The organism is Fibrisoma montanum (genome assembly GCF_003583365.1).
GTDB classification, from domain to species: Bacteria; Bacteroidota; Bacteroidia; order Cytophagales; family Spirosomataceae; genus Fibrisoma; species Fibrisoma montanum.
Genome location: NZ_QXED01000002.1, coordinates 129855 through 150457, shown reverse-complemented (window position 1 = coordinate 150457; position 20603 = coordinate 129855). Strand labels below are relative to the sequence as shown.

Sequence of the window (20603 nt, the reverse complement as noted above, 5' to 3'; positions counted from 1 at the left end):
TTTTCATGGATTTTGTTCCGGCCAGTCATCTACTGGCTGATTGTTCCATTGTATCCGTTCAACTCAATGAAAAACGTTTGTTTATTCGTATTACTATGTATTGCGACAAGCGCCTTTGCGCAGGATTCGCTCCGGGTCCAGGTCCGGAACCGCCTGACCCAGCAAGCCATACCCGGTGCTGCCGTTCTGCTGCTCGGCACCACCAATGGTGCCGTCACGGATGAGTCGGGCAACGCGACGCTCCGGAACGTACCTGCCGGTCCGCAGCGCATCCGGGTATCAGGGGTGGGGTTCGAAACCCTGACGCAGCCGGTTACGATTCCCATACCTGATACGCTCCGGATCGCGATGGCCCCGTCGGAGGAGGAGCTGGAGGAAGTGATTGTCACTTCTACGCGAACGGGCCGCGCCGTAGCCGACGAGCCTACCCGGGTCGAAATCATCGACGGCGAAGAGCTGGACGAAAAGGCCAATATGCAGCCCGGTAACATCTCGGTTATTCTGCGCGAAAGCACCGGCATTCAGGTGCAGCAGACCTCCGTTACATCGGCCAACGCGACGCTGCGGATTCAGGGTCTCGACGGCCGGTACACGCAACTGCTGCAGGATGGTTTTCCGCTGTACAGCGGATTTGCCAGCGGGCTCAGCCTGCTGCAGATTCCCCCCCTGAATCTACAACAGGTTGAGGTTATCAAAGGCTGCCAGTCCACGCTGTACGGCAGTGGGGCCATTGCCGGGCTGGTGAACCTGATCACGAAAAGTCCAACGGATGAGCGGGAGCTGTCGTTTCTGGTCAATGGTACGTCGGCGCTGGGGCTGGACCTGAACGGGTACTATGCGCAGCGCTACGGTAAACTTGGCATTACGCTCTACGCCACGCACAACCGGCAGCGGGCCTACGACCCCAACAACGACCGGTTTTCCGACATTCCGCAGATCAGCCGGACAACCCTGCAGCCTAAACTGTTCTGGTATCCGAACGAAACAACGACGGTGTCGGCCGGCCTGATCTACAGCGATGAAGATCGAACAGGCGGTTTCCTTCCCGTTATTCGGGAGCAGACAGCCGAAGGATACACCGAAGCTAACGAGTCGCGACGGGTCGCGACGCAGTTCAGGCTGGACAAACGGTTCGCCAATTCGGCTTCATTGACCGTTAAGAACAGTTTCTCGCAATTCAGGCGGTCGATCGGAGTAGCCACCGGCACAGCGTCCAGTTTTTACCGATTTGACGGTAACCAGGTTTCCACCTTTTCGGAAGTCAGTTATTTCAAACACCGGGAAAAATCGGACTGGATTTTTGGCGCCAACCTCTGGACCGACGAGTTTCGGAACGAAAACCGGCTGAGCAGCAGTGCGCCGGACCTGCTGGTGTACCAACAGGGCATAACCGGGCTTTTCATCCAGAACACGCTGACCTTATCGCCAACGCTGAGTCTCGAAAGCGGCCTGCGGGGCGACCTCGTCACAACACGGCCCTACAGTACGTCGGACCGCGAGGCTCCCGAGTTCTTTTTGCTGCCCCGCTTTTCCCTGCTCTACCGGGCCTCGGAACACTGGACAAGCCGACTGGGTGGCGGGCTGGGCTACAAAGCTCCGACCCTGTTTACGGAAGAAGCCGAACGACAGTCATTCCGGAACATTCGCCTGACGTCCGTGCGCGACGTACGGTCGGAAGAGTCGGCCGGGCTGAACTGGGACATCAACTACCGCACCGAATTGACCGATGACCTGACGCTCTCGATCAATCAGTTATTTTTTTATACCCGGCTGAATCGTCCGGTGATTCTGGATTTTATCGGATTCTCGCTGGCGCAGCAGCTCGTCAACGCCCGTGGCCACATCGATACCCGTGGCTTTGAAACCAACATCCGGGTCGTGTATAAGGACATCCACGGATTTCTGGGGTACTCGTTCATCGATACCAAGCGGCATTATAACGGTCTCAGCGATGCCCTGCCGCTCACGGCCAAACACCGGCTCTACATGACGACGCTCTACGAAACCGAGCGGCTCAAAACCGGGTTCGAAGCATTCTATACGGGTCGGCAGCAGCGCTCAAACGGCGGTCTGACGCGGCCGTACTGGTCAATCGGCTACATGATCGAGAAAAAGTGGAGCTGGGGCCGGAACACGAAAGGCAGTGTGTTCATCAACTTCGAGAATTTCCTGGATGTCCGGCAGTCGCGGTTTGAGCCGCTGGTTACAGGCGCCCCGCAACAGCCTACGTTCGTGACCGACATCTACGCTCCAACCGATGGCCGAATCATTAACGGCGGTTTTAAGTTAAAGCTCTAGAGACCTATGGCACACGATCATTCTCATACGCACACCCACGGTCATGCCGGTCATAGCCACGGCCCGGTAGCCCTGACGTCGGTCAGTCGTGCCCTGATTATTGGTGCGGTGCTGAACATCATCTACGTCGTTGCCGAAGCCGGGCTGGGTTTTTACTACAACTCCCTGGCGCTGGTAGCCGACGCCGGGCATAACCTAAGCGACGTAGCCGGGCTATTGCTGTCCCTGCTGGCATTCCGACTGGCGCAGGTCCGCCGAACCGAGACCTTTACGTATGGCTACCGCAAGAGTACCGTGCTGGCGTCGCTGATCAATGCGGTCCTGCTGCTGGTGGCGGTCGGCGCTATCGTCTGGGAAAGTGTGCAGCGGTTCCGCTATCCCGAACCGATTCCGGGCGGGCCGATTGCCTGGATCGCAGGCCTTGGCATCGTGGTCAATAGCGTATCAGCGCTGCTGTTCTTCCGCGACAAAGAGCACGACCTCAACATCAAGTCGGCTTACCTGCATCTGGTTGCCGACGCCCTGGTCTCACTGGCCGTAGTGGTCGGCGGTCTCGTTATCGGCTCAACGGGCTGGTACTGGCTCGACCCAACGCTGGGGCTGGTTGTGGCGGCCGTGATTCTGGTTTCAACCTGGCAGCTGCTCTCCGACAGTGTCCGGCTCTCCCTCGACGGCGTTCCGGCGACTATCGATCTGACCTCCGTCATGAATGACCTGCGGACCGTTGCGGGCGTTCGCGATGTCCACCACGTCCATGTCTGGGCGATGAGCACGACCGAAAACGCGTTGACGGCCCACCTTGTGCTGCAACCGGGCCTGACCGCATCGCAGGTAGCGGCTCTCAAGCACGACATCCGCCACCGGCTCGAACACCGCAGCATCGGCCACGCTACGCTGGAAACCGAGGTAACAGCCGACGACTGCAAGGCCGACGACTGCTGATTGGCGTTACTCACTTTCTTTTGTGTGTATCATTCCAAACCCCTGAGAGGTTGTTTGGGGTGATACACAGAAGCCAGGTTGACGTAATTCGATGCCCTGACCGAAAAGTTGTCCTGGTTTCCCGCTACGACGATCAGTATGAAAACACACGTTTTTGACTTTAAACGATATCCTATCAACCCAGGCGTTTAACCGCCACCGTAGCGACGTACATGCAGGTACTTTTAGGCATCATTTACCACACCATTGGTGGCGGATTCTCGGGCAGCTTCTACATGCCCTTCAACAAGGTTCGGGGTTGGTCCTGGGAGAGTTACTGGATTGTCGGCGGCCTTTTTTCCTGGCTGATCGTGCCACCTTTGGCGGCTTATCTGACTATTCCTGACTTCACGGGTATCATTGCCTCCGCCGACATGAGTACCAAATCCATTACGTTTCTGATGGGCCTGCTCTGGGGCATCGGCGGACTTACCTACGGCCTGGGGGTTCGCTTTCTGGGTATGTCGCTGGGGAACTCCGTAGTGCTGGGCTTCACCTCCGCTTTTGGCGCGCTGGTACCACCGATTTACTACAACCTCCACCCGGTTGCGGGTAAAGCCTCGTTCACCGACATGCTGGGCTCGGCGGGTGGCCGGTTGGTACTGCTGGGCGTACTGGTGTGCCTGATCGGCATTGCCATCTCGGGCCGGGCCGGCATGCTGAAGGAAGCCGAACTTACCGATGCCGAAAAGAAAGCGTCTGTCAAAGAGTTCAGCCTGACCAAAGGGCTCGTGATTGCCGTTATTTCAGGCATCCTGAGTGCGTTCTTCAATTACGGCATCGAAGCCGGTGAGCCCCTGGCCGACCAGGCTGTCCGGCAGGGCAGCGACCCGTTGTTTCAGAACAATGTAACCTACGTCGTGCTGCTCTGGGGTGGCCTCACGACCAACTTCCTGTGGTGTATGTACCTCAACGCCCGCAACGGAACCTTCCGTGATTACACCAATCCCCAGACGCCCATTACAGCGAACATTCTGTTTGCGGGCATCGCCGGAACCATGTGGTTTCTGCAGTTCTTCTTCTACGGCATGGGCGAGAGTAAACTGGGTAACGGCGCATCGTCGTGGATCACCCACATGGCGACCATCATCCTGACCGCCAACCTTTGGGGGCTGTATCTCAAGGAGTGGTCGGGCGTATCGTCCAGAACCTTCCGCACCTTTATGGCGGGACTGATCGTGATTCTGATCTCGATTGTTCTGGTGGGCATTGGTAATTCCCTGTAAATTTCGGGCTTTTCAAAACCATACGGCCATAAAAGCGCTTGAATGGTAATGATAGCGGCTAAACCCGGTTCGTCCGGTACGTCGTTATGGTCACCTAATTCACTGTACGTATGAACGAAGGGGCGTATCAACCCATCGGCAATTATGGTATCATTGGTAATCTGCACACCATTGCGCTGGTTTCCATGTCGGGCTCCATCGATTTCATGTGCTTCACCCGCTTCGACTCGCCGAGTCTGTTCGGCGCCATGCTGGATGCCGAGCGGGGCGGAACGTTTGAAATTACCCCCCGGCTGGACGACGCTGACACCAAACAGCTGTATCTGCCCGATACCACCGTACTGGTCACGCGCTTCCTGTCAGAAGCGGGTGTCGCCGAAATTACCGACTTTATGCCGGTAAAAACGTCTGAACGCAACTGCGTACTGGTACGAACGGTATCGATCACCCGCGGTAACGTACCGTTCAGGATGCGGTGCATGCCCCGGTTCGACTACGCCCGCGCTGAACACCGCATCGAAGGTGGTCCGCACGAAATCATGTTCACCAGCCTGTCGAATCCAAAATCGTCGTTTCGGCTTATGAGCAACGTACCGATGACCATCGACGGCCCGGACGTGTACGCGGAGTTTACGCTGAGTGAAGTGGAACAAGCCCATTTTGTAATCGAATCCTCGTCGGACGACGAAATACGGAGCGCAGAGGATGCCATTCACTTCTACACTACGACCGATTTTGAAGCCACCGTCGATTTCTGGAAAACCTGGATTGGCCGATCGCAGTATACCGGGCGCTGGCGGGAAATGGTCAACCGGTCTGCCCTGACCCTGAAACTACTCACGTCTTTCCAGTTCGGGTCGACCGTAGCCGCCCCGACCTTTGGTCTGCCCTCGGTTATTGGCGGAAACCGGAACTGGGATTACCGCTTTACCTGGATTCGGGATGCGGCTTTCACGATGTACGCGTTCCTGCGCCTGGGGTTCATGGAAGAAGCAGCGGCCTTTATGCACTGGATTGAGCAGGAGCTTGATACCATCGACGAGGCCGGCGAAACCCTTCAGCTCATGTATACGCTGGACGGCCGACGCGAGCTGCCCGAAGAGGAACTGGATCAATTGAGCGGCTACCGCAACTCGGCCCCGGTTCGCATCGGCAACGCAGCCTATTCCCAGTTTCAGCTCGATATCTACGGGGAGCTGATGGACTCGATTTACCTCTACGACAAATACCACGGGGCCGTCACCTACGCCTTCTGGAAGAAGATGGAGCGGCAGATCGAATTCGTCTGCGATAACTGGAGCCGGCCCGACCACGGCATCTGGGAGGTACGTAGCCAGGAGTGTGAATTTCTGCAATCGCGGCTTATGTGCTGGGTAGCCCTCGACCGGGCCATCAAAGTGGTGGAACACCGCTCGTTTCCTTCGCCTATCGACCGGTGGCGCACCAGTCGCGACGAGATCTACCGCGACGTCTATGACAACTTCTGGAATGAAGAAAAACAGGCGTTTGTGCAGTTTAAAGGCGGCAACGCACTCGATGCGTCCGCCCTGCTGATGCCGCTCGTACGGTTCATCCATCCCCACGAACCCCGCTGGCTCTCCACGCTGGAGGCAATCGAGCGCGAACTCATCTCCGACTCGCTGGTGCACCGCTACCGGCTCGATTCGGGGGCCATCGACGGGCTGGAAGGCGAAGAGGGAACCTTCACGATGTGTAGTTTCTGGTACGTCGAGTGCCTGTCGCGGGCGGGGCAACTCTCCAAGGCCCGGCTGCTGTTCGAGAAGATGCTGTCGTACTCCAACCACCTGGGCTTGTTTGCCGAGCAGTTGGGCAAACGCGGTGAGCACCTCGGCAATTTCCCGCAGGCGTTCACCCACCTCGGGCTAATCAGTGCCGCTTTTGACCTGAACCGACGGCTGGACAGCTTCCAGTCGTATTAACATACCTGTTTTGGGGAGTAAAACCCGGCTAACCATCCTGTTCGCCTGCTTTTGCCCAGATTGTTTTTAGTAAGTTACGTGTCATTCGTCTTTGGAAATGCAACGTATCGTTTCTGTCAACGTAGGGCTGCCCCAGGTGATTGAGTGGCAGGGCAAACCGGTTAGCACCGGCATCTTTAAATCCCCGGTGACGACACGGCTACGTATCAGCCGGCTGAACGTAGCCGGTGATCAGCAGGCCGATCTCAGCGTACACGGCGGGCCTGATAAAGCCGTGTACGCCTATGACATCGACCATTACGCCTACTGGAAACAGCAGCTCGACTGGCCTGACTGGACCTACGGCCTGTTCGGCGAAAACCTGACTACCGACGGACTTCCGGATCCGGTTGTTTACATCGGCAGTGTTTACCGGGTTGGCAGCGCCCGGCTACAGGTAGCGCAGCCCCGCTTTCCATGTTTCAAGCTGAACGCCCGGTTCAACGACCGCAGTATGGTCAGGACATTCAGCAACGCCATGCGCTGTGGCATTTATTTCCGGGTTCTGGACGAAGGCGATGTACAGGCTGGGGATTCCATTACGCTGGAAGAAGAACCGGACCGCAGCCTGAGTATCCGCGATGTTGCTGAGGTCTATTTTTCACGCAGCGCCAATTCCGAACGAATGGATCAATTGGTCAATCACCCCTTTCTCGCTAAAAATCTCAAAAATCATTTCAAGCGGTTTCGCTGGTCGATCGAAAAGTAACGGTCCGCGTTACATTTAAAATTTTCGATGTTTTATTTGGAATGCTCGTTCTAATACGTTTACCTTTGTTTCAGAACAATCATTCTAAAATGCAGGCACCCTTTCAGGCGAATCGCTTCTGGGACGATCGATACAGCGAGGCCGAGTTTGTGTACGGTACGCAGCCCAACCAGTTTTTCGCTCAGGCACTACGTTCACTTCAGCCGGGGCACTTACTGCTGCCCGCCGAAGGTGAAGGCCGTAATGCAGTCTATGCGGCATCGCAGGGCTGGCACGTTGACGCCTTTGACTTCAGCGAAGAAGGTCGGCAGAAAGCCCTCCGGCTGGCGGCCCAACGGGGTGTCAGCATCGGCTACGAACTAGCGGATCTACTCACGTTTGATACCCAGACGCGCTATGATGCGCTGGCATTGATCTACGTACACCTTGCCCCTGCTCCACGTCGTGACATGCTGGTCCGCTTTGCCGGGTTACTTAAACCAGGCGGCACGCTGATTCTTGAGGGCTTTCACCCCAGGCAAATCGGAAATCCGTCGGGTGGGCCCAACGCGCCAGAGTTTTGCTATACCGTCGAGGAGTTGCGCGCCGTTTTTGCGGAGGGTTTTTCCATCCAACAACTCAACAACGAGTCGATTACGCTGGCGGAGGGAGCGTATCACCACGGCCCGGCGCATGTCACCCGGTTAATCGCTTTAAAATTGTAATGTCTTATTCTTTTCTTAAAACCACTACTTATGAATCGCTTACAAGGAAAAATCGCCGTCATTACGGGCGGTAACAGCGGCATTGGCTTTGCCACCGCTCAGGCATTTCTGGCCGAGGGAGCCGAACACGTGATCATTACCGGTCGTAACGCCGACTCCGTTCAGAACGCAGCTCAGGAACTCGGCGAGAACGTAACCGGCATCGTCTCAGACGCCAGCAGCATGGCCGACATCCGGCAACTGGGCGATCAGGTTACAGCTATTACCGAACGGGTTGATGTGCTGTTCGTCAACGCAGGGGTTGGCAAATTTGCGCCGATTGACGCCATGACCGAGGATGTGTTTGATTACAACATGGACATCAACTTCAAAGGCGCTTACTTTACCATCCAGAGCATCTTGCCACTGATGCCCGCGGGCGGTTCCATCTTGCTGAACACCTCCGTCAATGCGCACATGGGTATGCCCGGCGCCAGCGCCTACGCAGCCAGCAAAGCCGCCCTGATTTCGCTGGTACGCAACCTGTCGGCTGAGTTGCTGCCGCGTCGGATTCGGGTCAATGCCGTTAGCCCCGGCCCGGTCGTTACGCCCATGCACAGCGTCGAAAAACTGCAGATTTCCGAAGAGCAGCTTCAACAGATGGGTCAAAGCATCGTTGGGCAGGTACCCCTGGGCCGGTTCGGCTCGCCGGACGAAATCGCCAAAATAGCCGTGTTCTTCGCTTCCGACGACTCGTCGTTTGTGCTCGGTGCCGAACTCATCGCCGACGGTGGTATGGTGACGCTATAATTTTTTTTGCGTAGTTTTGGAACGAACATTCCACGTAGTGTAGTTATAGCTCTGACCGTTATAACTAAGCTATTCCTGTATATGCCGCGACCCAAAGCATTTGACGAAGAAGCCGTTCTGCAGAAAGCCGTGAACCTGTTCTGGTGCCGGGGCTACGAAGCTACGTCCGTGCAGGACCTGGTGGATGGACTCGGGATCAACCGCGCCAGTCTGTACGACACCTACGGCGACAAGCGCGAGTTGTACATAAAAGCGCTGGAACACTACCGCGATGCCGAACACAACGGCTTTTGTCAGTGGATGGATCAGTCTCGGCCGGCCATCGACCTGCTACGGGATTTGTTTACCGGTGGCATTCGGCAATCGGTCGATGATCCGCAGCAAAAAGGGTGCTTCCTTGTCAATGCTACGATTGAGCTGGCCCCGCATGACCCGGCAATTGCCCGGATTGTTGCCGCCAATCAACGAACGTTTGAAGAGCGGCTCCGGCAGGTTATTGAGCGCGGTCAGCGGGAAGGCAGTATCAACCGGGCACATTCGGCGGCTGATCTGGCCCGTTTCTTATTCACGACGTTTACGGGCTTGAAGGTTATGAGCCGGGCCCGCCCGGACCTGTCGGCTATGCAGGCGGTAATGGACGTGGCCATGAGTACGTTGCAACCGATCGACTAACCAGACGGGCTCAGCAGGCACCTGCTTGGGCAGAAAAACCGCTGGCCATAAAACAACCGGCCCTGCTTCTCCGTGAGAAACAGGGCCGGTTTACGTTGCTACGGTATCCGTTATACTACGTCAAAATCGCTTCGGCGTTCTAGCCAGAGCCTTTTCAGGATAATCCGGCGCAGCAAAGGCACGTAGGTATTAATAACTGGGATTCTGCGCCAGATAACCCGGAATGTTCGACGCACCGTCGATGGCCGTTTGCGGAATCGGGAAGATCCGCTTCTGCCGATCGGCGTTGGTCTTCTCGGTCCAGGTACCTTCGTACTTACCGAACCGGATCATGTCCGTGCGCCGGAGGCACTCCCAGTAAAGTTCAAAACCACGCTCGCGGAACAGCAGATCAAGGTTCATGGTCGTCAGGGCCGGGGCCGGCTTGATGGCCGTCCGGGCGGCCCGGACGGTGTTCACGTCGGTCAGGGCAGCAGCCGCATCGTTGCTCTTCCGCAATTTTGCTTCGGCCCGCATCAGGTATACATCGGCCAGACGGACAATCGAAATATCGGCATCGCCCAGGTTCCTGCCGGATTGTGATTTCTTACCGAATTCGTACTTCAGTACCCGGTAACCCGTGTTGTAGTTGCTCCCCGCTACGCTGAAGTCAACCTGTTCGGTGAAGTTTACGGGCAGCGTGGGCCGGTTCCGCGTTACGTTGAACAGCTTGCCAAGCCGGTAGTTGTTGCCGCACCGCACAAACGCGCCGTTCACCCGCAGCAAACCATACTGCTGGCCACGCAGAATACCCCGGTCCATAACGATATCAGCGGCAGCCGCGCACGAATCGGCGGGGATGTTCATGTTCTTTTTGTAAAAACGCGGGTCAACCCCAGCCGGGTCGCTGGGCGCATAGGCGCTCGTCCAGGTACGGTAAAAATCCGGCGTGATGGCCGGGCCATCCGTGCCGTTGGCCCCCGGGAATGCCGGCAGCGGGAACTGGTCGCCCGACAGCGAGAAGTACGCCAGACGGTTGTGACCGTTCAGCTCGGCGCGCTGATCAACCGCAAAAATCAGCTCTTTATTGTCGTGGTTGTTGTCGTTAAAGATCGAGAAATAATCCGGCGACAACTGGTACTGCCCTGAACTGATAATCTTGTCGCAGTACTCCACCACCTTGTCCATATCCTCGGGCTTGAACGTGAACTGGGCAGCGTAGCGATCCCGGTACACGGCCGCATTTAGGTGCAGCCGGGCCAGCAAGCCCCACGCGGCTCCTTTAGTCAACCGACCCGGACCAACCGTCGTCAGCAGATCCGGCTCTACGGCCAGAAGCTCACTCTTTATGTATTCGAGCGCCGGTTCACCCCGCAGGATTTCTGAATTCGACTGCGGGTCATTTTTTACAAATACCAGCCCGAACAGATCGAGCAGCAGCATGTTGTAATACGCCCGCATACCCCGCGCTTCGGCGATGTACGTTTTTACGTTCGGATCGTTGATCGTCGGCAGCGTGTTCAGCGCCGTAACCGACCGCGAAATGCCCTGGGCCAGCAGCAGCCACGTATTCCGGAGGTTCGGATCGGTGCTGGTGTGGGTATGCTGGTGCATGGCAATGTAAATTCCGTTGTCGCCCCAGTCCGTACCACCCCGATACGGCAGAATAGCCTCGTCGGTCGAGATTTCCTGAATGGCAAAGTAGGTCGTGTGCGTGAACACGTCCGGCAGGCGGGCATACACCGGGGCAATATTGCCATCGGCGGCTTGTTTATCGGTCAGACCGCTTGCTGAGGCTTCGTCCAGGACGTTCTCGTTCAGATCGGTACAACTGTTCAGCGACAGCAGGCTGAGCAGTGTTATGGTTGAGATGAATATCTTTTTCATGATTATAGTTTCAGGTTTGTAGTTTGTGATTCATAGTCTGTGGTTAACGGTCCTGAAACAGGCAGGTGCTAATCACAAACTACGAACCACAAACCACGAACTAATTAAAACGTCACATTCAGGCCAAACACAAACGAGCGGGCTTTCGGGTAGCTCAGGTAGTCGATACCATACGACGAAATGCCGTTAACCGTCCGGTCGGTGTTCACTTCCGGATCGTAGCCGTTGTACTTCGTGATGACGAACAGGTTCTGGCCGGTGGCCGATAGGCGGATGTTCGATATCCACCGTTTCATCCCGATCAGCTGCGGGTTCAGGTTGTATCCCAGCGTCAGGTTGTTCAGCCGGAAGAACGCACCGTCTTTCAGGAAGCGGGTCGATACCGGTGCCGAGTTATTGATCGATTCGGTCGGCTCACCCACCGACTCAGCCGGACCGTTCAGGCCTTTCACCAGACGAGCTTTGTAGAAGAACGCGTTGGCCGTGTTGTCGTACAGCTTGTTGCCCGACACACCGTTGAAGTTGGCCGTCAGGTCGAAGCCTTTGAACGACACGCTGCCGTTCACGTTGTACTGCCGCGTGGGCAGCGCACTGCCGGCCGCAATCCGGTCTTTGTCCGTTCCGCCGATACCGTCGCCGTCAATGTCGCGGTAAATGCTCACGCCCTTGTCGTCGATGCCGGTGTACTCGCGCAGGAAGAACGTACCGATCGGCTGGCCGTTGACGTAGCCGTTCACGGTAGCGGAGGTCAGACCAGCCCCCGTTGCCGACCCCGACGTAATCACCGTGTATGGCGAGTTGTTCACTACGTTCTTAATGAACGTAACGTTCCCCCCGAGGTCGAAGCGCAGGCCGCTCTGGCTGACGTAGCGGTAGTTCAGCCCCAGTTCAACGCCCTGGTTGGTGATGGTCATGTCCGGTACGTTGGTCCAGTAGGTAGCCGCCGGCTGGATGGGGTCGGCCGGGATTACTTCGAGCAGGATTTTACCCGATACCTTGCGGAAGTAGTCGAGCGTACCCGTCAGGGCACCTTTGAACAGGCCAAAATCCAGACCAATGTCGGTTTGGGTCGATACCTCCCACTGAATGTCGGGGTTCGCCAGTCGGGTGTAGGTGGTTCCGGCCGGGAAAGTCGTCGAGTTGTCGAGGGGATAGCTGGTCGTTGCCGATACGTTCGATGTAAACAGCGCCTGGGTGATTTTCGACGGAATCTCCTGGTTACCAGTCTGACCCCAGCCGGCCCGCAGTTTCAGGTCAGAGAACGGTCCTGACTGCAGGAACGGCTCTTCCGACAAACGCCAGCCCGCCGAGAACGACGGGAAAACACCGTACTTATTGTTGGCCCCAAACTTACTCGATCCGTCGGCCCGTACCGTCGCCGTCAGCAGATACCGATCGCGGTAGGCATAGTTGACCCGCGAGAAAAACGACTGCAGTTCGTTTTCGAGCGCAAACCCACCCGGTCGGTTGTTGGCCAGCGTCAGGTCCTGACCAAGACCGGGGTTATAAATCGGCTCAATGGGCGAAATCGGGAATCGGTTGATGCTCCAGTTCCGGCCCGAAATTGAAAACTTCTGGTACGAGTGACCCAGCAGCGCCGTCAGGTTGTGATTGTTCCAGCCCCGGGTGTAGGTGAAATAATTCTCGATCAGTACGTTCCGGTTGTTACCGTAGATGCTTTCGAGCCGTCCGTCCTGCTGCGGAACCGTGTTGGCCAGCGACTGCAGATCCCGCGTTGAGCTGGCATTGTCGACGCCCAGATTCAGTTTATAGATGAGGTCTTTAGTGATCTTGAACGAAGGCGACACGCTGGCCACCACCCGGTTGATCGTCGTGATGTCTTTCTGCAGATTCAGCGTCAGCAGCGGGTTTGTAAAGGCCTGGTAGCGGGCCGGTGCGCCCGTAGCATCGTATGCCGGGTAGGTCGGGTTCGCCGAGATAGCGGCTCCGACAATGCTTTCGATGGGCGGGCGTTCGTTGAAGGTCTGCGAAGCCGTCAGGTTCACATCCAGCGTAAGCCGGTCTTCCAGGAACTTCTGCGAAGCGTTGAAGCGACCGGTGTAGCGGTTGAACTGGCTGTTTTTCAGAATGCCCTCCTGGTTTTGTACGCTCAGCGATCCGTAGTACGTCAGCTTGTCGCTGCCACCGCTCAGGCCGATGTTGTAATCCTGCGTAACGGCCGTCCGGCTGATCTCGCGCTGCCAGTCCGTCGACGCATTCTGATCATCCAGCACACCCCCTACGGCTACCACCTGCCGGCGGAACTCGTCGGCCGTAAACACGTCGATCGGACGGGCCATATTCGAAATACCGACGTTACTCGAAAGGGTCAGGTTCGACGTACCGGCTTTCCCCTTTTTGGTCGTAATCAAAATAACACCGTTGGCACCCCGGGCACCGTAAATTGCCGTTGCCGACGCATCTTTCAGGACGTCGATGGCTTCGATATCCTGCGGGTTCAGGAAGCTCAGCGGATTGGTGGCCCCGCCCGTGCTGGAGTTGTCCAGCGGAATACCATCCAGAACAAACAGGGGCGTACTGCCCGTCCGAACGCCACCGGGGCCGCGTACGGTAATGTTCTGCCGGCCACCGGGTTCGCCACTCGCCGACGTAACGTTCACCCCGGCTACCTTACCCTGCAGGAGCTGTTCGGGTGAGTTGATGATACCCCGGTTGAATTCGGTACTTTTTACGGTGGTCAGCGCACCCGTCGCGTCTTTCTTGGTGGTGGTACCATACCCGATCACAACGACCTGCGCCAGTTCCGACGCCGACGGAGCGAGCGCTACGTTTATAGTGGCGCGATTGCCGACAGGGATTTCCTGGGATACAAACCCGATGAAACCGATAACAAGCACTGCGTCTTCGTTGGGTACCGCAATCCGGAAGTTACCGGAAGCATCGGTGGTAGTACCGCGCTGCGTACCTTTCAGCAGAACGGTGCAACCGGCCAGCGCTTCATTCGTAGTAGCATCGGTGACCCGGCCGCTAACCGTAATATCGGCTTTGGGCTGGTTAGTTTGGCTTGGTGTGTTCGCAGGCTGATCCAGCAACGTGTCGTTTGCCCATGCACCAGCAGGCAGGATGGCCACCGCGATTAGTAGCGGCAGCATTCCCCAACGAAACCGAGCGGTCAGCGAAGAGAGAAGATGATAAAAAAAATCCATAGCAGGAAGTTTAAATTCAACCACAAATTTCCGGGTATGCGTCGTCAGTCGGAATGCGTTGAGGGGGAATTAAAGAATTGATAATACACTCATCAATTAGCCAGTAAACGGTCCTGAGCTTTTATAAACTTTTCCAGCATTTAATTATAGATATAGCTGTTAATCAATCAGTAACTGGCGATAATATTCAATTTTTTCCGGATCAATTACAAATAAATATTATGAGTGGATTAACGGACCGGTACCAATGAATAAGATAATTTAACAAAATGGGCCCGGGCACACGCATTTCATGGAAATGCGTGTGCCCGGGCCTTGAACGGTCGTCTTTACAGCTAGCTGCGAGCGAATCGATTGAAGATATATAGAACGGCGCCCGTCACTACAATGTGCATCAGTTCCAGAATCACTACCATTCCCATCGGCGCATTAGGGATGCTAAACGGCGAGAAAAACGAAAGCAGAAAAATAACGACCGCCAGACTATTGAAAATCCGCAGTGGATTTTTCGTGAACCGGTTCAGGATTACCAGCACCACACCCGCCACTAGAGATGGGAATATGGAAGCAATAATAACCGGCACAGCACTCAGCGGTTCACCGGCATTCGGGATGATCAGATCGCCGGGAATAGCGCCCGTGGTCAGGCCAATCTGAAACAGCAGGACATTAATAATAGCCGATATACTACCGGCAATAGCGGCCAGCGACAGCACTCGGCCGACACGGGGGGTAGATGTAATCCGGGTTTCCATACAATAAACGGTTTAATTGGTAAGCATTGATGTAGTTGTAAGTCCGGTAAGCTGCGCGGTCTGCTCCCAGACGTAGTTACGCAGTTCGTTGTCCAGCAAGGCCGTCGACGGTTGAATGGATTTGCCTTTGCGGTTGATCAGCACCGATTGATCGGCCTCAGCGTTACGTCCGGTCGCAATGTCGACTACAACTTGCGCGTAGTCGTGGGGTTTTGTGATCCAGGGCCTGAGCAACCAGTCAAACACAGGTTCAACTGCTTTGAACCAGCCCGGAAAGTCGCCCCGGCGCCGTATATCGGTATCGACCAGACCCGGGTTCAGGATATTGACCTTCGTTCCGGACGGCTGCAGCTTAGCCGCCAGTGCTAGTCCGTAAAAGTCATTGGCAATTTGCCCGATGTTGTGGGCCGTAAAACCACTGGCTGTTGCCGCAACCGGAAACTTCGCCCTGAACGTTTTGCCTGCCGGAAATCCTGCCGCGGCTACGTGAATGATGCGGGCGGGTCGATACACGGGCGCTTCGTTGAGCAACAGGTGATTCAGTAAAAACCGGCCGTAATAGTTTGTTGCAATCGATACCTCGAACCCTTCCGCGGTTTCATGGCGTTTCGTCGTCAGCACATCGGCCGTATGAATGATCAGATCCAAGGTATCGGTTAATTGACCGACCTGATCCGCAACCCGACGTACGTCGCTCATTAGCGACACGTCGGCCTGAATGAACGAGCCCTGTAGCTCAGTTGCCAGCGCCTGTCCGGCTGTCTGGTTACGGCCAACCAGAAGTACACGATACCCTTCCCGCGCCAGGAGCCGGGCGGTCTCTTTGCCAATACCCGCGGTTGCGCCAATCAGTACTGCTACCTGTTTCATACCATTGCTTTATTTTATAACAGTGTTTTCAATCAGGCAAAAAATAAAAGGCTTACAAGCCCTTTATAAATCGGTCAATGGCCTCTTCGACCAGTTGCTCAAAGCGATCCGTTGCTTCCGGGTGGCAATCATGCCGGGCCAGGGCAACAAACCCCTGCATGAGGGCAAACCAGTGCATAAAGACCGACTCGACGTTATCATCAGTTAACTTTTGCAGCACCCCCCGGATTTGATGAATGCCTTCCATCGCTTCGTCGCCGGCATCGCTGTGACAAACGGCTCCATCCAGGTTAAACATGAGCGCATACTGTTCCGGATTCTGCCGGGCGAAGTGCAGCATAGCCAGCGATACCGCTTTCAACTGTTTCTTAGGCTTATCGGGTCGTTGGGCTAAAGCGGCCAGTTGAGCGTCGCATAGCTGCCGAAAGCCTTCCCGCTGCAGTTCAGCCAGAATAGCATCTTTCCCACCAAAGTAGTGGTAGATTGCCGTGGTACTTGTCTGGAGCCGATCAGCAATTTTACGGGTGGATACGCCCGGCCAGCCTTCTTCGCCCGCCAGGGTGAGGGTCTGGTAGAGAATATCCTGCTTAAGTGACTCCTGGTATTCGGCTTTCCGTGACATTTCAGTCTTATAACAGTGTTACAAAATAAAAGTTCTGATTAGATCCAGAAATTTATGAAACATTGACCCACAAAGGTTACGAGTCTTCCCATAGTTGATCAACGAAATGCCAGTAGTTTATTTTTGTCATGCTGACGCAGGAAGCATCTTCGGTTGACATGTTTATCTGACTACCGGAGCTGCTTCCTGCGTCAGCATGACAAAAAATAAAGATTACGAAAGAGTGCTCTGACTTAATCATGGTCAACGAGTTGCCGTTTACTGGCTGATTTTCGCCCTGCTGGTGATTACTAACGTAACAAAATTAAGGTTGTAGCCGCTAAAGTCTACGCCGGAAACTTCGGTGTTTTGCTTTTTATCCACACGTTTATTAATGCAACATTGTTGCAATTAAGAAAAATAGGGTTAGCTTTGTGTTTCTTCAGTTCAAACACCCTGGCAAATGAAATCAACAAGCAGTTTCGATGTCATAATCATAGGAGGTAGTTACGCCGGATTGAGTGCCGCTATGACGCTCGGTCGGTCGCTACGTACCGTCCTCATCATCGACAGTGGCAAGCCCTGCAACCGCCAAACGCCCCATTCGCATGGCTTTCTAACCCGTGACGGTGACACACCGGGCCAGATCGCGACCATCGCCAAAGAGCAGGTCCTCGCCTACCCGACGGTTTCGTTTCTTTCCGACAAAGTCACCCAGGCCCGGCCGGACGACAATGGCTTTTGGGTAGAAACCCAGTCCGGGCAGCCGTACCGCAGCCGGAAGCTATTGATCGCTACTGGCCTGGCAGACGTTATGCCCGACATTCCGGGCTTTGCCGAGTGCTGGGGCCGCACGATACTGCATTGCCCCTATTGCCACGGCTACGAGGTGCACGGTCAGCCGCTGGGTATCCTGGCGAACGGCGATATGGCCTACGACCTGGTGCGTCTAATCCAGAACTGGAGCCGCAACCTGACCTTGTTCACCAATGGCCCTGCTACGCTGACCGGCGAGCAACAGCAGCTCATTGAGCAATTGGGCGTTCCGGTTGATGAGCGGTCAGTGACGCACCTTGTTCATCAGGCTGGGAATCTTGAAGCCCTGGCGTTCTCGGACGGATCGCGGCACGAACTAAGCGCTGTGTTTAGCCGCGTACCGTTCCGGCAGCATTCGGATCTGGCCGAACAGCTGGGCTGTAAGCTGACCGAGATGGGACTGGTCAAGGCAGGCGAGATGGGGCAAACCGACGTACCCGGTTTGTTTGTAGCCGGCGACATTAGTACGCCCTTCCGACAGGTAGCTATCGCCGTCGCCAGCGGAGCCAAAGCCGGTGCCTGGATCAACAAAGAGATGATCGAAGACGATATCGCTCTGAAACTATCCATCGTTAGCAGCTAAGCACTTATAATCTTGCCGGCTACCCCAGAGAACGTAGCTGGCCGGACAAACAGGGGCTTAATTCAGGGCGTTTGGACAAGTTAGTCAGACTGAAACGCCCTGTCCTGGCTAGCGTCTCAACTAGTCAGGGCAGGGCGTTGTGCAGGCCGGTGTTACTTCAGCGCAATCTTTTTCAGGTCCTTACCCATAATGTCTTCCCAGCGGTAGAGTTGAAACGTCCGGTCGTCGCTCATGGCGATGAACAGGCCGTAGCGAAACTGGCTGTTCAGGGGTACGGATACCGTTTCGGAGCCGTCGCTCTGGTGGGCACTGACAGTAACGACCTTGATCAGGTCATGCTGATTCGGATTCAGTGCGGTTCCTTCCCGGCTGAAAATGTGAAACCGATTGGCTCCCTGATCCGATACCAGAATATAACCTGTCTTATCAGTCAGCTTATAGATTGAGATCCCTTCGTGGTCTTCGGCGAAGCCGGTCGAGGCAAAAAGAGCCAGTTCCTGATTCCCCTTTTCCGGATCAGCGTAGTATTTCCGGACGCCCTTGCCTTCGTCGGAGTAATAAACGTAGCCAAGCTCATCGTCGACGGCGATGGATTCAATCTCTTTCAGGCCGCTGTATTGCCCAAATTTGCGCACCAGCGTTGCTTTTACGGTGCCCGATCCGTTATCTGCCAGCAGGTACTGCCACAGGTACGTACCATCCGTCGGTCCACTCTTGCGGCCCACTACGGCGTAGGTTTGCCCGGCTTTGTTCTTGTACAGGGCAATTCCCATCAGGTCGCGGAAGGCGGTACCCGTTTCACCGACGAACATATCAAGCCCGCCCCCATCGACCGGTTTCATATCCGGCAGCGAGTAAATCCGCAGCTTATGGGTAAATCGCTCGGTTGTGACGGCGATATCGGTAGGTTTACCGTTGAGCATCAGGCCGTATTCCACATCTACGTTGTCGGGCCGCTGCAGGCCTTTTACCACCTTGTCGGTCTGAATCTTACCGTTCAGATCAAACACGTACAGTCCACCGTCCTGTTCTTTGTCCGTTCCGATGATAAGACTTTTAGTCGGGTCCTGCGGGTTAATCCATACCGCCGGATCATCCGAATCATGCTGAACAGGATCCGTAATGACAACTGGTTTAACAATGGTTTCCCCAATCGGCGTGGTCGCAGCCGCCGTCTGGGCTTCGGTCCGGCAGCTCTGTTCCAGCCCCGAGAGCAGCAGGCAACCGTAAAGAATGAGTTTTGACGAATTCACTGGCCGTTCAGAGTTAAAAACTGGAAATCCCCGGTCCGATCGGGCCAGACCGGGGAATAAACACCTTATTTCGTGCCGAAAGCACCGATGGTAGTCGTCGGCTCAGGCGACTTGTACGTTACGCCATTGATGGTCAACCCATTGGCGTAGTTGCGTGTAAAGCTGGTAGTGCCTTTGCCCAGCGTCGGCGATCCGGCCTGTACGTTGAAATCCCATGCCTGGTTGAACGTAGCGTTCGTCATGGCCGTGTTCAGCGGGTAGTTGACGAATTTCGGATCGTTGTCGCCGGCCGTTTTACTGATGATGTCGTTGCTTCCCGCCAGAATCTCCGTCGACGGCTGGAACTGGTTAACGGCCTCCTGCGTGAAGGCGTAGTACATATTGTTGCTCACTTTCGAGCGGTTATCTTCCGGAGCGCCCTTGTCGCGTTTGATGCCAAAGCGGTCGTTCACGAGCAGGTTGTTGTACAGATCGGCACGCACGGTTTTTTCGAGCCAGATTGAACCGCCTTTGGTAGTCGGTCTGCGCCAGCCGGCGTTCAGGATCGTGTTGTTGTAGCCAATCACGTAAGCCTGCGGAGTACGGTCGCCGGAGTTCGACAGCTTCAGACCGTTGGTGTTGGGGCTGTAGATCAGGTTAAACGCTACGTCGGCCACGACGCCCGATTTGATGTTGATGGCGTCGCCGTTGGCAATACCCGTGGTGTAGAACTTATTGTTCGCCACGATTACCTTACCCCCTTCGAGGTAGAAACCGTCTTCGTAGAAGTTACGAACGATGCTGTTTGTCACCACAAACTGACCGTTTACGTTCGAGTAATAAATAGCCGGGATCCGTTCGCCGGCAGCCGCTTTGTACAAGCCGCCTTTTACAGACGGTGACGTTTCCGTCGTAACGGCACCACCGTATTCCAGAACGGTGTTCTGCATAACGAACTCCGCGCAGGTCGGAGCGGCTACGATACCACCCCACAGGGCACCAAATTCATTTTTTGCGATTTTCCAGGCATCCGGAACGGTGATTTTTACCGGATTCTGCGTCGTGCCGAGGCTATACAGATTACCGCGCACGACGATCTCGGGCTTCACCGTCGAGTCGTTCATCAAAACCGTTACGCCCTCTTCAATAGTCAGGGTCTTACCGGCCGGAACCTGCAGGTGGCCCGTGATCTTGTAGGTACTTCCTTTTTTCCAGACCCCGGACACTTCACCCGAAACGGCTTCCTGAACGACCGGCTGCGGGGTAGGATCGGTGGTGCTGGTTTCTTCCTTACAACCCGTAACGAGTACGGTCGACAGCGCAGCGAAGATTAGTAACTTTTTCATGAGGTTTGC

The 20603-nt window shown here is 55.5% G+C and carries 16 protein-coding genes; 9 read left to right on the top strand and 7 right to left on the bottom strand.

Annotation, left to right across the window (positions count from 1 at the left end):
• Positions 1–66: 66 nt before the first annotated feature.
• The 8 genes from DYU11_RS06465 to DYU11_RS06430 all read left to right on the top strand — a co-directional run bounded on the left by DYU11_RS06465 (position 67) and on the right by DYU11_RS06430 (position 9358).
• Complete coding sequence (locus DYU11_RS06465) at positions 67–2298, top strand: TonB-dependent receptor (RefSeq protein ID WP_119667484.1); 2232 nt, start codon at positions 67–69, stop codon at positions 2296–2298.
• 6 nt (positions 2299–2304) lie between these two features.
• Positions 2305–3240, top strand: a complete 936-nt coding sequence (locus DYU11_RS06460; RefSeq protein WP_119666844.1) for a cation diffusion facilitator family transporter — start codon at positions 2305–2307, stop codon at positions 3238–3240.
• A 212-nt stretch (positions 3241–3452) separates the two neighbouring features.
• Positions 3453–4505, top strand: coding sequence for an L-rhamnose/proton symporter RhaT (rhaT, locus tag DYU11_RS06455; RefSeq protein WP_119666843.1), 1053 nt, complete (start codon positions 3453–3455; stop codon positions 4503–4505).
• A 110-nt stretch (positions 4506–4615) separates the two neighbouring features.
• Positions 4616–6445, top strand: a complete 1830-nt coding sequence (locus DYU11_RS06450; protein ID WP_119666842.1) for a glycoside hydrolase family 15 protein — start codon at positions 4616–4618, stop codon at positions 6443–6445.
• 97 nt (positions 6446–6542) lie between these two features.
• Positions 6543–7193, top strand: coding sequence for an MOSC domain-containing protein (locus DYU11_RS06445; protein WP_119666841.1), 651 nt, complete (start codon positions 6543–6545; stop codon positions 7191–7193).
• Positions 7194–7282: 89 nt separating this feature from the next.
• The gene (locus DYU11_RS06440) at positions 7283–7897 is read left to right on the top strand and encodes an SAM-dependent methyltransferase (protein ID WP_119666840.1); all 615 of its coding nucleotides are present in this window, start codon (positions 7283–7285) and stop codon (positions 7895–7897) included.
• A 30-nt stretch (positions 7898–7927) separates the two neighbouring features.
• Positions 7928–8686: an SDR family oxidoreductase gene (locus tag DYU11_RS06435; RefSeq protein WP_119666839.1), complete on the top strand. Its 759-nt coding sequence runs from the start codon at positions 7928–7930 to the stop codon at positions 8684–8686.
• Between the two features lie 81 nt (positions 8687–8767).
• Positions 8768–9358, top strand: a complete 591-nt coding sequence (locus DYU11_RS06430; RefSeq protein ID WP_119666838.1) for a TetR/AcrR family transcriptional regulator — start codon at positions 8768–8770, stop codon at positions 9356–9358.
• A gap of 189 nt (positions 9359–9547) precedes the next feature.
• Here DYU11_RS06430 and DYU11_RS06425 read toward each other — a convergent pair whose 3' ends face one another.
• The 5 genes from DYU11_RS06425 to DYU11_RS06405 form a co-directional block, all read right to left on the bottom strand.
• Positions 9548–11224 (bottom strand): RagB/SusD family nutrient uptake outer membrane protein, encoded by a 1677-nt coding sequence (locus DYU11_RS06425; protein ID WP_119666837.1) that lies wholly within the window; start codon positions 11222–11224, stop codon positions 9548–9550.
• 104 nt (positions 11225–11328) lie between these two features.
• On the bottom strand, positions 11329–14391 hold the full coding sequence (locus tag DYU11_RS06420) for a SusC/RagA family TonB-linked outer membrane protein (protein ID WP_229365719.1): 3063 nt from the start codon (positions 14389–14391) through the stop codon (positions 11329–11331).
• A 335-nt stretch (positions 14392–14726) separates the two neighbouring features.
• Positions 14727–15146 carry a DUF6069 family protein gene (locus DYU11_RS06415; RefSeq protein WP_119666836.1) on the bottom strand — a complete coding sequence of 140 codons (420 nt, stop codon included), beginning with the start codon at positions 15144–15146 and terminating at the stop codon, positions 14727–14729.
• Between the two features lie 12 nt (positions 15147–15158).
• Entirely contained in the window at positions 15159–16016 is an 858-nt protein-coding gene (locus DYU11_RS06410; protein ID WP_119666835.1) for an SDR family NAD(P)-dependent oxidoreductase, read from the bottom strand.
• A gap of 52 nt (positions 16017–16068) precedes the next feature.
• Positions 16069–16638: a TetR/AcrR family transcriptional regulator gene (locus DYU11_RS06405; protein ID WP_119666834.1), complete on the bottom strand. Its 570-nt coding sequence runs from the start codon at positions 16636–16638 to the stop codon at positions 16069–16071.
• A gap of 442 nt (positions 16639–17080) precedes the next feature.
• On the opposite strand from DYU11_RS06405, the gene DYU11_RS06400 reads away from it, so the two are divergent.
• A complete protein-coding gene (locus tag DYU11_RS06400; protein ID WP_119666833.1) occupies positions 17081–18016 on the top strand; it encodes an NAD(P)/FAD-dependent oxidoreductase in 936 nt (311 codons plus the stop codon).
• Between the two features lie 152 nt (positions 18017–18168).
• Here DYU11_RS06400 and DYU11_RS06395 read toward each other — a convergent pair whose 3' ends face one another.
• Both DYU11_RS06395 and DYU11_RS06390 read right to left on the bottom strand, forming a co-directional pair.
• The gene (locus DYU11_RS06395) at positions 18169–19269 is read right to left on the bottom strand and encodes a phytase (protein ID WP_119666832.1); all 1101 of its coding nucleotides are present in this window, start codon (positions 19267–19269) and stop codon (positions 18169–18171) included.
• Between the two features lie 65 nt (positions 19270–19334).
• Positions 19335–20594 carry a right-handed parallel beta-helix repeat-containing protein gene (locus tag DYU11_RS06390; RefSeq protein WP_119666831.1) on the bottom strand — a complete coding sequence of 420 codons (1260 nt, stop codon included), beginning with the start codon at positions 20592–20594 and terminating at the stop codon, positions 19335–19337.
• Between the last annotated feature and the right edge of the window lie 9 nt (positions 20595–20603).

What these genes read in the sequence shown, in the direction of transcription:
- DYU11_RS06465 (WP_119667484.1), top strand. Translation starts at nt 67, where the DNA reads ATGAAAAACGTTTGTTTATTCGTATTACTATGTATTGCGACAAGCGCC.
- DYU11_RS06460 (WP_119666844.1), top strand. Translation starts at nt 2,305, where the DNA reads ATGGCACACGATCATTCTCATACGCACACCCACGGTCATGCCGGTCAT.
- rhaT (WP_119666843.1), top strand. Translation starts at nt 3,453, where the DNA reads ATGCAGGTACTTTTAGGCATCATTTACCACACCATTGGTGGCGGATTC.
- DYU11_RS06450 (WP_119666842.1), top strand. Translation starts at nt 4,616, where the DNA reads ATGAACGAAGGGGCGTATCAACCCATCGGCAATTATGGTATCATTGGT.
- DYU11_RS06445 (WP_119666841.1), top strand. Translation starts at nt 6,543, where the DNA reads ATGCAACGTATCGTTTCTGTCAACGTAGGGCTGCCCCAGGTGATTGAG.
- DYU11_RS06440 (WP_119666840.1), top strand. Translation starts at nt 7,283, where the DNA reads ATGCAGGCACCCTTTCAGGCGAATCGCTTCTGGGACGATCGATACAGC.
- DYU11_RS06435 (WP_119666839.1), top strand. Translation starts at nt 7,928, where the DNA reads ATGAATCGCTTACAAGGAAAAATCGCCGTCATTACGGGCGGTAACAGC.
- DYU11_RS06430 (WP_119666838.1), top strand. Translation starts at nt 8,768, where the DNA reads ATGCCGCGACCCAAAGCATTTGACGAAGAAGCCGTTCTGCAGAAAGCC.
- DYU11_RS06425 (WP_119666837.1), bottom strand. Translation starts at nt 11,224, where the DNA reads ATGAAAAAGATATTCATCTCAACCATAACACTGCTCAGCCTGCTGTCG.
- DYU11_RS06420 (WP_229365719.1), bottom strand. Translation starts at nt 14,391, where the DNA reads ATGGATTTTTTTTATCATCTTCTCTCTTCGCTGACCGCTCGGTTTCGT.
- DYU11_RS06415 (WP_119666836.1), bottom strand. Translation starts at nt 15,146, where the DNA reads ATGGAAACCCGGATTACATCTACCCCCCGTGTCGGCCGAGTGCTGTCG.
- DYU11_RS06410 (WP_119666835.1), bottom strand. Translation starts at nt 16,016, where the DNA reads ATGAAACAGGTAGCAGTACTGATTGGCGCAACCGCGGGTATTGGCAAA.
- DYU11_RS06405 (WP_119666834.1), bottom strand. Translation starts at nt 16,638, where the DNA reads ATGTCACGGAAAGCCGAATACCAGGAGTCACTTAAGCAGGATATTCTC.
- DYU11_RS06400 (WP_119666833.1), top strand. Translation starts at nt 17,081, where the DNA reads ATGAAATCAACAAGCAGTTTCGATGTCATAATCATAGGAGGTAGTTAC.
- DYU11_RS06390 (WP_119666831.1), bottom strand. Translation starts at nt 20,594, where the DNA reads ATGAAAAAGTTACTAATCTTCGCTGCGCTGTCGACCGTACTCGTTACG.